The following is a 12,423-nucleotide window of genomic DNA, read 5'->3' as shown; positions in this document are numbered from 1 at the left end:
TAAGCGGCTCGAGAACTTGAAAAGCTAAAATTATTTTCCTCCATAGTACACCTGAACTGTTAAGATTCAAGCTACTCATAAAAAGTTTAAATCTAACTTTCGCAAGTTTTCCGCCGCATTTTATAAATGCTGTATAATGATAGTATGAAACTATATAGTTTTTCAATGCAAATTATATCAGGTTAACAACAGAGATTAAAAATACGTGTAAGTCTTTAACTTTGTACGAGGGACAATCATCTGCTGCTAAACCCGATATATTTAATTTCCAAAAATCAAGGGTTGGATATCATTAAACAATTTTCATCTTCGTCATCTTTTTGTTCGCGAGCTATATAAAGTCGATCCTGATTCACACATGCGAAAGCGCGGACGATAATCTTATTTCTAATTGCATTGACAATAAGCATCCCAGGCTTCCCTTCCTTTTTTTTCCTGTCAAAATAAGCTTTTAATTCTTTATCCACTCTCAAACTTCCTATCGCGCACATATGTAATAGCGATTTTACTTTTTTGTTAGCTTGATGAGATACCTTAAGCTTTTTTATGATTTTTCCCGATTCAAATCGAAATGGTGCTACTCCTGCATAACATGCAAATTGCCTTGGTCTCGTGATATCTTTGAATTCGTTCGTAGCGGTGATAAATTGCACAGCCATTACTATTCCAACGCTTGGGATTGATGTCAGGATTTCTAATAACCGGTTGAATCTACTGTCTTCAGTTAGCTCCTGCTTAATTTTTAATTCAACTTTTGACAGGTCATCGCTTAGCGCTTCCAGACTTTTTTCACATGCTTGAATAGCTTGATCTTTTATCAATTTAGGCATAAATGTCACCACGTCGGCGATCGGCATTTTAAGACTTAATCTGATTCCCATTAGTTTATTTCTCAATGAGACAAGGCTTTTCAATCGCCCCATTTCCAATCGTTGAGGAACCCAAAGCCTGATTTCTTCACAATTCTTTTGCGCAAATTTTGCAATCCTTAATGCATCTATTTTATCATCTTTTCCACGAACTAAGCCCATTGAGTTTTTAATATGTAGCGGGTGTTCGACGACAAATTTAAATTTCCGTTTCCAAAGCATGGCAATCAGATGATTGCCATAAATGCCAGTCCGTTCCATACAAAAAAGCGTGGTGGATGGTTTGATACTCAATCTTGCTTTCAATGTCTCCAAATACGCTAATATCGCTTTTGGTTCGTTCAAGGCAATTTCCTGTAAAAGCACTTTGTTATCCTTTACTACGGCGAAGTCTAGTTTGTTTTTCGATATATCTATGCCAATAAAGTATTTATATTTCATTGGTTTAAAAATTTCATTATTATTCATAGCATTGGATAGCCTAATTATTGCCTTTCACATATTTCAATCTGTTGCAAATGTAAAAAGTGTTGGTGATTTCACCAACACTTTTTACATTTTTAAAATAGAATTTCCCGACGGCAAAGTTTGCGGAAATGAAAAATTATAAAGACACCTCGTTTTTAAAGAATTTTGGCGAAAATCTTTCTAGATTAAGATTAGTCAAAGGCCTGTCTTACAGGAAAATGGCACAAAATTGCATGATTGATCACGCAGACATTAAAAAATACGAAAAAGGCGAAACCAATTTGAGCTTATTGACATTGAAAGAACTTGCAAAAGGCCTAAATATAGAAGCAAAAGAATTACTTGAATTCTAAATCGTCTAAAGTTACCTTTAAGCTTGACATAAATGAATTTACCTGGTTTCCTTTTTTGAAAACCTTATTGATATCTATGATGGTGAGATCATGCCTTTATAGGAACGCATAAAATCGTCCGTCTAAATGTAGGTGCGGACAGGGATGAGGATGGGATGCTGCAAGCGAAGATCATTGATCACATTAGTATGGAGCTATCGACAACCGTGCAGCCTACTTTGAAAGCTGGCTTAAAGCATTAAAGAATGATAAAACATTAGTTATTAAAGCTGCTGTACAGGCTCAACGCGCTGCGGATTGCATCTTATCAGTAATATAGGAACCAGCATAAATTTAAAGCCCTTAACCGGGCTTTATTTTACGTCGTTCTTAATATACCTATGATATAGATATTCCGCATACCCTACACTCACATAATCAGGAAACTTCCAATTGGGATAATACTTCCTTTTAATATACTTTAGAAAGCTAAAGAATAATATTCCTAAGATAAGGAGTATGGCAATTGCCAAGAAGAAGATTGCAAAGTATATTAAGAAATTCATACGCTTATAAAAGCAAGGTATACGCTTATCCCAATATTTTGTTGTGTAAATCCGAGCATTATATTAATATACCTATCACTTATTTATGGAATAACGGATTGCATTGATAGTATTTCCACTTCGAAAGGGGTGATTTTGATTTAAAAAATTCTTTAGACAGGGAAAAATGCCTTATATTTGGTTTAACAATTAGAGTAAACTTGCTATTTGCGTCATTCGTAGAGTAAGGTAACTTTTAAAATGCAAAGTACTGATAATCAATACATAAGAGCTTAGGTTCTGAACCCTAGCTCTCCGCTGATTACATTAACAAAAGTGTCAAAGCCCCTTAATTGCAAAATTAAGGGGCTTTTTCTTTTATACAAATGCAAACGCTAACTGACTTAACACTTCTTTAAATGCAAATGAGCCCGATTGCGGGTTGCCTTTGCAGCTTAAAAGCCTTTGGTACAATGCGAAGGGCGATGGCAATCAGCCCACAAACTGGTCGACCAGCTCAGCGACCGGGAATCCGCCTGGGTTCATGCTTATCTGCATCGTAAAGAGGCTGACCTGGGCAACGCCGATTACGCGTACCGGAAAGTTGGCCAGGTCGGCCTCACGTATCTTTGCCCCCAGGAATGGAAAGCATTAGTCCGGAGTTTTTTAAGCTGAGCAAGCAACATTATCTACGTTTTATATCGGGCGTTAATGTTTGGAAGTCTTCAATTTTTGATTTATCAGTAACCGTTTTTATAACTTCATCCAACTCATGAGCCGATATTAAAAGGTAATCCAGTATTATCTTCTGTTCCTCCGCGGTATTGGTTGAACCCTCTAGCAAGGGGATCAGTCCCATCATTCGTGAAAGAGGTGCGCGCACTATATGAGATTGGATCCACGATATTTCAAGTAAGCGCGCATTTTGTGCCTCAATTGCCTTGATATAATGCTCTCTTTCAGTTATATCTGTAGCTATCGCAATATTGGCTTTAACACCCGAATAGAAAATTGGCGCGACTTGAATTTCGACACTCATTAATTCGCCATTCTTTTTTTTATGGGTCAATATCGTACTGTAAATGCCTTCGTTTTGGTTGGCACGTTCGTTAACAGCACGTTCCATGTCAGGAATTTCTGCTGTAGGCCTTATCACATGCAAACTCATTGACAAAAACTCCTCACGTGTATAGCCATAATGTAGTACGGCAGCATTATTAACGTCCAAAAATCGTAAAGTATTAATATCCGCAACCCATGCCGGTAAGGGGCTGAAATTAAACAGCTCGCTATACATTTTTTTCGAAAGCTCCAGGTCGGCGTTTGAGACAGCCAGCTCTCCGGCTCGTTGTTGCAGGTTCGTATTCGCATTTTTTAACTGCTCAAGGGCATTTCTCCGTTCGGTAATGTCAATACCCGAAACACATAAACCTATCACCTTTTTGCCATCATGAACAGGTTTTACGTTGGCTATATAATAACGGGAAACACCATCTTTTGTATAGGATATTTCGTAATCTTCTGCTTGATTTGTTTGTAATACGCGGTCGTATCTTTCAAGGGCTTTCTCCCGTCTTTCGGGTAAGAGCGAATCGGCCATATTACTTCCTGCTTTTAATTCCGTACCGGCAGCATGTAAGTAAATATCTTTCATGTGCTTGTTAATGGCAATAATATTGTATTCGGTATCAAACAACATGTATGATACATCTGTAGTTTCGAACATCGACTTCAAATTGGCCTCTGACCTTTCCAGTTCATCATAAACTGCCTTTCGTTCGGTAATGTTCACCATTGTACCTATCAGGGCAGGCTGTCCACCGTATAAAGTTGCCCCGCCTAATATCTCGAACCATAACGACTGTCCGTCTTTTTTTACTATCCGAGCTTCATACCTGCTGGTAGATTTGATGTTTTTTTCTACCCGCTCCCTCATGTTTCCTCTAACCAGCTTGATATCGTCCTTGTAAATAAACTTCTCAAATGGCTGTCCAATTATCTCCTCTTCGGCATACCCCATCTCTTCTACAATTCTCGGATTTACGTATACCATTTTTTCATTCTGGATTATGTACACCCCTACCGTAAAGTTCTCTACCAGATTTTGAAACTTAAACTGAGATTCTACTTTTTCAGTAATGTTTTCCATCTGGGCAACAAGGTACAGCGGACGGCTATCTTTATCTCTGATAAGTGACACATTAAGATTTATCCAAATTATGCTTCCGTTTTTATGGATATACCGTTTTTCTAAACGATAAGTATCTGCTTCTCCCCTCAAGATACGGTCTTGAGCTGCCAGATCTTTTGCCAAATCATCGGGGTGGGTAATTTGCATGAAGGTGAGCAATAAAAGTTCGTCTTCGGTATACCCCAGCATTTCGTGTAATGATCGGTTTACCTTTATCCATCGCCCATAGAGTTTTCTTCTACCGAGGTAAGCCCCATTCCAATTGCTGAATCCTCAAAAGCTCCCCTGAATCTGTTTTCAGATTTCGCAAGTTCCGACTGCTGAATATCCTCGTCAAAATAAACCTCTATGGCTTCGGCTATAGAATTAATTAGGCTGCGCTCTTCTTCCAGGAATACCCCTTCCGCTTCGGGGGGGGGTGTTTTCAGTATATATTACTTCAACGCTTCCTTTTCTGCCGTCAAGCAAACCAAAATCAGCTGTCTGTTTAAATACTGAATCTGTATATCTTTCTGTTTTATACTCCTTATTATCAAACCATATCCTTGCCTGGCATACATGAGGATATTGCCAGCCTGGAGGCAACGCTTCTACTATCTCCTGTAACAGTGTGTCTGTATCCAAATGCTCCTGCTGAAGTAATTGGTTAACCTTATAGATAGTGGTCAATTCTTTTACCCGTTCCTGCAATTGACGCCTGGTGCTTTCTTTTTCTTTGCGGGTGTTAATGTTTTGTACTGCAATGGATAAATTTGCCGCAAGGCGGTTAAGTGTTGATACCTCATGCTCATCGAATGCGTTGGCCTGCCCCGCGTAAATGACTAACGCCCCGCTTTCGTCGCTGCCAAGGTTAAGGTGCAATGCGGCCGATGAACGAATGCCAAACCTGTCTGCATCTTTTACAAACTGACCAAAATACGCGGAATGGGCAACATCATTATTTATAACAGTTTTTCCGGTAAGTAGAGTCCTCGCGGTAGGCCCGTTAGATCGCTCGGGGTCATTGAGCACTATCTTTGCATCCTTCAAATAGTCGGTAGCGCCAATTGCCACCAGCGGAACTATTGTTTGATCGACTGCACTTTCAGGCGGTTTTTCGCATATCCAGACAAGTAAATATCTATCCGACTCACCTATGCAACAACAAACCTTGTTAAACAGGTTAGGAATGTCTTGCTCGGTCAGGATAATATCATTTACCTGATTAAGCAGGTTTAACTCTTTAACAGCTTTATTAGCTTGTGCTGTTTTAACATCAATTATTGCATTAAGTTTGTAGGGTTCCCTCACTTTTCTGTAGGCAAGCACACCTGCGGCAAGCGATAATAAGATGCCCAAAACTGACATTTCAAATGGAAATCTATATAAAGCATAGCCATCAGCATAGCTTACACGCAACAACCAGTCGCCTTCGGGTATCTGGGTATAAACATGCTCACTTTCTTTGGCAGGTTTAGCAGTAGATATCAGGAACGGTACAGAGCGTTTTTTCTCAGTTTTCACCAATTGATAAGCAAATTTTTTATCGTAGCCTGGATGCTGAAGCTGTTGTTTTATAATGTTAAGCCGTGTAAGCACTGTCGCAACTGCCACGACCTTGTTGTTTACAATGATAGGTACTTTGCCCAGTATCCCTGTATCGCCAAAACGTAGGCGACGCGGGCCTGCAAAATAAATATCCTTTCGGTCAACAGCGCGCGCCTCTTCGGCCTTACGTGTCGGATCAGCATTTACATTAGTGCCAATAGTGCTTTTATAACGAGCATCGGGGTAAGCATTTTTTACTATTCCATTTTCAGTAATCTGTAACGCCTGGGCATATCGGCTGTTATATATTATTTGACGGGCGACGCTGTCAAATTTGGCAGGAACGCCGTATTGTTTGTAAATAATAGCAAGGGTATTAGCTGCGGCGATGTCGTTGAATAATATATTCCGGAAACGATCTTTTGCTGTGGCGGCCTCTTGTATAAGTTCATTCTTGTGTTTGTTGATTGAAAATTTATACTGCTGATAGGTTAGCAATTGGGTTAGCGCCAACATGACCAGGAACACAATAGCAAAAACTAATGATGGCAGTTTGGACATATTGGCTATAATAGGTTACAAAGCATATATGCAATTTAAACAAAAGTGTTTTGCTATTTCAAGTAAAAGCAGAAATATATTTAAGTTCTAAGTCAACTTCCGTTACAATAAATCGTCGCTTATAATTGGTTAACAAAAGAATTTGAAATATCGAGGTGAAAATAATAAATTGCGTAAACAACTAAATATTTAACCACCAAAACATCGTGATCGTTAAGCAAAATATCGTACAAGAATCTTCCAATCCTGACGAGTCGCTATTCCAACTATTAGTTGCCAGCGTTAAGGAGTACGCTATTTTTATGATTGACCCCGAAGGATATATCCTCACGTGGAACGATGGGGCTGCGAGGATCAAGGGCTATAAGGAAATTGATGTTGTTGGTAAGCATATTTCGATTTTCTACACCCCGGAAGACATCCTCAACAACGAGCCTCAACACAACCTATCACAAGCCCTGGAAAGCGGTGCCCATGAAAGTGAAGGCTGGCGGATCCGTCGGAATGGCTCGCAATTCTGGGCAAATATCGTGTTTACACCCTTGTATCAAAACAATAAGCATATCGGGTTTGCAAAAATGACCCGTGACCAGACCGAGCGAAAGATAACGGAAGACCAGCGTGAGGCAATGCATCATGAATTAGAGCGCCGGGTAAAAGAACAAACCGGCCGGATAGTTGCAACCGAGCTGCGCTTTCGCAAATTGATTGAGCATAGTTACGATGGTATTACCCTGCTGGACCGGAACTTTCGCGTTTTCTACAGAAGCCTCTCGGCCACACGCATCAATGGGTGGAGCAATGAGCAGCAGTACACGTACATTGACGAACTTGTCTACGCGGACGATAAAGAGCGGGTACATGCCTCAATTGATGAGATAATTTTGAATCCAGCTCAACCAGTAATGGTTAGCTTTCGCTCCCGCCACCAAGATGGGCATTATATTTGGCTGGAATGCTTGTTTACCAATATGTTGGCGGAGCCCAGTGTCAACGCTATAGTCTGTAATTTCCGGGATATCAGTAGCCGTGTGGCGGCCGACAATGAAATCCTTCGCCACAACACCGTCCTTCGGGAAATATCATGGACCAGTTCTCACGAAATGCGCCGTCCGGTTGCTTCTATACAAGGATTGATGGACCTGATCGAAAAATCTACTGATCACGATGAAAAAGAAGAGTTAATTAAGTTGGTTGGCAAATGCGCCGATGAACTAGATGGTATGGTTAGACTCATCCATGATAAGATCGATACCATTCACTGAGATGCTAAAAGTTTCCCGAACATTATTCGACAGATCACTCATTAACCTCACTTTTTTAACATATAAAAACTGTATTTGATCTGCGTGATCAGATCCGGCCCAAGTATTTCAATATTCCTTTATGTTTTGTGAACACTTTTTCTAGTCTTAAGCAAATTATTGGCTTTACAACAACATCCCTTTTGGAAAGCAAAATAGTTTTTTTCTTTACCGGGGTGTTGAAGAACGGACTTGATTATAGCTTCTGTAAATTCCTTCAACATCATTAGGGCAAGTTATAACCATCTTTCAGCGAGTACCTTTCCGTCTTCGGTAAAGATGTTATCCCGCCTGTTCCCGTCATTTTATATCTCTAATATACTATCGAATACTGACATTGATTTTATAAATTTTAGTGGCGTTAATCATAAAAAGCGAGTTTGCTTGTACACTAACGCGCCCTCGGGGGACTTTCAAAAATGCTGGGAATTGCCCCCTCTTTGTTGCCGGAGGCTGTAATATTTCTTCGCTTAAAAATAATCGTTATCACAGCTAACCGCAGGAAGTAAAGATTGGTTCAATAACCCAGAGGCAAAGTCTTAGTCGATCTCCTTAGGAGTTTACTAAAGGTAATGTAAAGTAAAACTCTGACCCGGAGGCATCGCTGTTTACACCTACGGTTCCACCGTGGCGTTTGATGATCTCTGCCGATATATATAATCCTAACCCCAGGCCTGAAAATTTTTTTGACGATTCTTGTACACGATAAAACCTGTCAAAAACGTACTGTTGTTTTTCGGGTGGTATACCGATGCCAAAATCCCTTACCGACAACTTAACGGTATAGTTGTTTATATCACTTCTGAGGATGATTTTTTCGGCTCCCGGCGAATATTTGATTGCGTTGGATAAAAAATTATTGATAACTTGTTCCAGACGGTGTTGTTCTCCATTTATTTTAGAAGAAACATTATGGGCTATAATAATTTGATGAGTTTGGCTGGTAACCTGTACTTGCGCTACTACCTCTTCAATAAGATTTTTTAAATCGATCTCAGCATAATGGTAAACCATTTGACCAGCATGAATCTTACTTACATCAAGCAGGTCATCAATTAGGTCGGTTAGTTTGCCTAACTGCCTATTGGCTTTAAAAATAAAATCTCCGGCGGAGGATTTTCCCTGCGGAGGAATCATTTTTTGGAGGATCTGAAGATAAGCTTTGGTGGTAGTAATGGGCGTTTTGAGTTCGTGGCTGGCAACATTCATAAACTCATCCTTCTTTTGCATTAATTCTTCAATAGCCTTTTTGTCTTTGTTTTGTTCAACGAGCGCATCTTTCAAATGCAACCTCATAACATCAATAGTCGCGGCTAATTTTTCCGCTTTGGTCACCGCCTTGTCAGCAAAGTCGATGCGGGCTTGAGTACTGAATTCAACAAACTCCCTGGTAAATAAATTTATTAGGATAGGTAAAATTTCTATCAACGGTCTGACTTGTTCACGCGTTGGAACTCCGCCCAAGAAAACAATTACAGACTGTTCCGGACCCAAAAAACCGATGGAGTTTTGTAACGTGTTAGCTTCAGGGAATGGTAACAAGCCCTGCTGGTGCCCGTTTTTGGAACAACCTGAAGTAAAGTCCTGCCAAGATTTCCCATTCGGTAAAGTTTGAGGAAAACCTGGCGCAGGTAATAATATCCCGATTTCACAATCGACAATAAATACAAATAAATGAGAGCAACCAAAAAAGTGCGCCAACTTGTTTGCTGCCTGAAACCGGTTGGTCGGGTCATTTAAGCCTGCGACGAGTGATGACAACATTTAATCGGGAATTACGCAAACCACGGCGGTGCAATTCTGAAAACCGCTAAATTGTCCGTTTACCCTTGCCACTTGCCCATAGGTATTGCAGCCTGCATAATTAGCCCCTTGAAGCGTCTCATTAACCTTTTCAAGCTCGAAGTCAAATTCTTTTCCCATCCGGAGCCTTGTGGCTACACAGTCAAAAAATAAGGCTACGTTTGGCTTATGATCGCCCAGTTGTTTTATCGCGCCCGCGGCAGCCTGAATCGCCGCTTGTTTTGAACAATCGTTATCTGTCGCCATAAAACTGACATACGCGCCGTTTGGGATGTCGCTCGCCATGGCAATGGAACCATCAGGAAGAACAGCTAATGGCACCCTAAGTTTATGATCACCAGCAACCTCTATCCCAATAATATTGTGCAGGAAAAAAGAAATAGGCTCATCAGCATTGAAGTTTTGCCCGGTGCTATCTGCATGGTCTTTAAATAATTCCACTGCAGGGCGACTGTTTAAACTAACCAGCGTCATTCCATTGGTCTCTGTCACGCGCATCCTGGAACCAACAGCTTTCCAGCCGTGGGCAGAGCCAACACCAATTGGCTTGTTTGACAATATTTCTAATATAACTGCAGAGTCGGTATAAGCTTCCGTGTCGTAAAATACATGGGTTTTCTGAAAATTTGCGTTGTCGCCGGCGCCGCCGCCAAAAAATTGGTATTTCCCCATCGTTTTTTCAGTTAACAATTCTATCAGTTCATCGGTAAAACCCGATAACGCGTCGGCAAATACCATTGCAGAATAATATTGATATTGGTATTCGTGCACAGGGGATAATATGGCTAACAACTCATCAGCTACTCTGTCGCGGCTGGTTGTTATAGCTTCTCCGATGCCCGCCCTGAACTGCATCTCAGTAGAATACAAGGCTATTGCACAAGCGGAATCAGTGCCGAAATCATCTGAGGTAAATTCGCCGGCCGAAGAACTACCCACCAGGATTCCCGGGATGCATGTTTCCTTTATCGAATGGAGGAGCGCACCGTAATCATACACTGAGGAGGCAAAAACGATCACCACGTTTGGTGTTTTGTCAACAAGTTTTTCGATGATTTTCTCTCCAAGCTCTTTTCCGGCAGCGCGGCCATCGTTTTGTTGAGTGAAAACAATTGCGGATTTAGTCATTGTTTTTAAAATATAGGTCTTTTAAAGTATTTAATGGAAACAACGATCTATCGGTTTTGATTTAAAAAAGCTAAAATTTTCTGGCAGTAAAACCGGCGGCCGGCAGCAAAGCCCCCGCAGTTGGTTCGGGTTTTCGAAATACGCCCGATGACCGCTGGGTGTTTACGGAAAATAACCCATCACGGAGCATTGCTACTGCCGCATCAATGGCGGCGGCAAGCAGGGTAATGAAAGGTTATAATGATACCCTTTCTACGCAATGTTTGCAAATTGCTAAAGAAATTTGGAACGGTAGCAAGGGTGAAAACGCGGTAGGGAGAGTACCTTTGGCGGTAGAACTGCTAATAACAACCAGAGACACTATGTACGCTAACTATTTAGTTAGCCAAACCAAAAATATCGCGTCCAGTATAGATTATAACGGCTGGTTGGTTGCACGAACCATGTCATTGATCAGCGATAAAAATTATCATGACCGAATAACCAACGCCGTTAAAAAATTATATGCACATATAAAAATACAAGGCACTAAAACGCCTTATGGTTTACCATACGAGCCATCAATATGGGCGCGGGCTTGGGGATACAAAAATTTGGTTACAAGCAATATTTCCTTTACACCTACTTCCCTGATATTTTTACAGACGAGTATATGTTAAGTGCAATGAATTTTGTGTTGGGTTGCCATCCCGGCTCCAATACAGCATCTTTTGCATCGGAAATTGGTGCCAAATCGATGACTACCGCTTATGGGTTTAACCGGGCAAATTGGTCATACATTCCGAGTGGTATAACATCCGGAACAGCATTAATCCGGCCCGATTTCCCGGGATTGCTGAACTGGCCTTTCTTATGGCAACAGGTGAATATGTTTTAGGAGGGGGAACTACCGATTATATGTTTTTGGTGCTGGCAGCAAACCATATTTTAAATAAGAAATAAGATTCACCTAAGTGAGCTTTTATAATTATGCAGCAGATGCGTAAAGCATTTACTGCATAATTATGTATGTAGGCATCTTTGGTCTGTTAAACGCGGTAATAAGCACCGAAGCGCTTCCTGCGCAAACGTAATTATAAAGATATTATTCTACTGTGATGGTTCCGCTTTGCTCAAGGGTACGTGATGATGTACCTGCAAGCAACCCCGGATGACTAAGATCACCTTTTTTCTTACTGTTCGTCAGTTAATTAAAGCGGGTTTCCAGCTTCCTTTGGTTAAAAAAACAATCATGAAAAAGATCCAAACCAGCGTGTTAGCTTTAACGGCCCTGCTAATGCTTACCCTTACTACCGCATTCGCGCAAAAAGCGCCAACAAAAGCCACATCAAACTTTATTCGTATCGACAAAAAGGGCGGTATACATGACCATGGCGGTACACTTCTTGGACAAATTGGAAAAGACGACATCGTCAGAGACAATCAAGGAAAAACCATTTATTTTATTGACAAAAATGGTAACGTTATTAATGCCAAAGGGAACAAGTTAGGAATGGCAAAAAAGAACGGCTTTTACTTTAACAATGTTGGTGAAACGATACTAACGGTAAAAGATAAAGACGCGGAAGAGTGTGAGATATTGGATCCGCAGGGCCATAATTTCGGAACAACTCATAAAAATTATAAGTTACATGCCTGCGCTGCACATTGCCTTTTTTTGAAAGAAAAAAGCACACCACATCCCGTACACTAAAA

At 40.7% G+C, this 12,423-nt stretch carries 10 protein-coding genes; 5 read left to right on the top strand and 5 right to left on the bottom strand.

Annotated features, from left to right (window positions below):
- Positions 1-275: 275 nt before the first annotated feature.
- Positions 276-1,337, bottom strand: coding sequence for an IS110 family RNA-guided transposase (locus tag ABIB39_RS11130; protein ID WP_354429942.1), 1,062 nt, complete (start codon positions 1,335-1,337; stop codon positions 276-278).
- Positions 1,338-1,465: 128 nt separating this feature from the next.
- Between ABIB39_RS11130 and ABIB39_RS11125 the strand changes: the two genes are divergently transcribed.
- A complete protein-coding gene (locus tag ABIB39_RS11125; RefSeq protein ID WP_354429940.1) occupies positions 1,466-1,690 on the top strand; it encodes a helix-turn-helix domain-containing protein in 225 nt (74 codons plus the stop codon).
- Between the two features lie 1,209 nt (positions 1,691-2,899).
- On the opposite strand, the gene ABIB39_RS11120 is transcribed toward ABIB39_RS11125, so the two are convergent.
- Positions 2,900-4,621, bottom strand: a complete 1,722-nt coding sequence (locus ABIB39_RS11120; protein WP_354430125.1) for a PAS domain S-box protein — start codon at positions 4,619-4,621, stop codon at positions 2,900-2,902.
- A 150-nt stretch (positions 4,622-4,771) separates the two neighbouring features.
- Positions 4,772-6,493, bottom strand: a complete 1,722-nt coding sequence (locus tag ABIB39_RS11115; protein WP_354429938.1) for a GAF domain-containing protein — start codon at positions 6,491-6,493, stop codon at positions 4,772-4,774.
- Positions 6,494-6,699: 206 nt separating this feature from the next.
- Here ABIB39_RS11115 and ABIB39_RS11110 point away from each other — a divergent pair, with 206 nt between their 5' ends.
- Positions 6,700-7,758 carry a PAS domain S-box protein gene (locus ABIB39_RS11110; RefSeq protein WP_354429936.1) on the top strand — a complete coding sequence of 353 codons (1,059 nt, stop codon included), beginning with the start codon at positions 6,700-6,702 and terminating at the stop codon, positions 7,756-7,758.
- A 591-nt stretch (positions 7,759-8,349) separates the two neighbouring features.
- Here ABIB39_RS11110 and ABIB39_RS11105 read toward each other — a convergent pair.
- Positions 8,350-9,561, bottom strand: a complete 1,212-nt coding sequence (locus tag ABIB39_RS11105) for a sensor histidine kinase (protein WP_354429934.1) — start codon at positions 9,559-9,561, stop codon at positions 8,350-8,352.
- Positions 9,562-10,728: an FIST signal transduction protein gene (locus ABIB39_RS11100; RefSeq protein ID WP_354429932.1), complete on the bottom strand. Its 1,167-nt coding sequence runs from the start codon at positions 10,726-10,728 to the stop codon at positions 9,562-9,564.
- Positions 10,729-10,886: 158 nt separating this feature from the next.
- Here ABIB39_RS11100 and ABIB39_RS11095 point away from each other — a divergent pair, with 158 nt between their 5' ends.
- The 3 genes from ABIB39_RS11095 to ABIB39_RS11085 all read left to right on the top strand — a co-directional run bounded on the left by ABIB39_RS11095 (position 10,887) and on the right by ABIB39_RS11085 (position 12,421).
- Positions 10,887-11,387 carry a hypothetical protein gene (locus ABIB39_RS11095; RefSeq protein ID WP_354429930.1) on the top strand — a complete coding sequence of 167 codons (501 nt, stop codon included), beginning with the start codon at positions 10,887-10,889 and terminating at the stop codon, positions 11,385-11,387.
- On the top strand, positions 11,381-11,605 hold the full coding sequence (locus tag ABIB39_RS11090; protein ID WP_354429928.1) for a hypothetical protein: 225 nt from the start codon (positions 11,381-11,383) through the stop codon (positions 11,603-11,605). The genes ABIB39_RS11095 and ABIB39_RS11090 overlap by 7 nt, the downstream gene beginning before the upstream one ends.
- Positions 11,606-11,959: 354 nt before the next feature.
- Positions 11,960-12,421, top strand: coding sequence for a 5-fold beta-flower protein (locus ABIB39_RS11085; RefSeq protein WP_354429926.1), 462 nt, complete (start codon positions 11,960-11,962; stop codon positions 12,419-12,421).
- The last annotated feature ends 2 nt before the right edge of the window (positions 12,422-12,423 follow it).

It is taken from the genome of Mucilaginibacter sp. UYP27 (genome assembly GCF_040547175.1).
GTDB lineage: Bacteria > Bacteroidota > Bacteroidia > Sphingobacteriales > Sphingobacteriaceae > Mucilaginibacter.
This window is presented reverse-complemented; position numbering and strand designations above follow the sequence as displayed.

Bases quoted from the DNA above. Each gene is read 5' to 3' on its own strand.
- ABIB39_RS11130 (WP_354429942.1), bottom strand. From the start codon at position 1,337: ATGAATAATAATGAAATTTTTAAACCAATGAAATATAAATACTTTATT.
- ABIB39_RS11125 (WP_354429940.1), top strand. From the start codon at position 1,466: ATGAAAAATTATAAAGACACCTCGTTTTTAAAGAATTTTGGCGAAAAT.
- ABIB39_RS11115 (WP_354429938.1), bottom strand. From the start codon at position 6,493: ATGTCCAAACTGCCATCATTAGTTTTTGCTATTGTGTTCCTGGTCATG.
- ABIB39_RS11105 (WP_354429934.1), bottom strand. From the start codon at position 9,561: ATGTTGTCATCACTCGTCGCAGGCTTAAATGACCCGACCAACCGGTTT.
- ABIB39_RS11100 (WP_354429932.1), bottom strand. From the start codon at position 10,728: ATGACTAAATCCGCAATTGTTTTCACTCAACAAAACGATGGCCGCGCT.
- ABIB39_RS11090 (WP_354429928.1), top strand. From the start codon at position 11,381: ATGTTAAGTGCAATGAATTTTGTGTTGGGTTGCCATCCCGGCTCCAAT.
- ABIB39_RS11085 (WP_354429926.1), top strand. From the start codon at position 11,960: ATGAAAAAGATCCAAACCAGCGTGTTAGCTTTAACGGCCCTGCTAATG.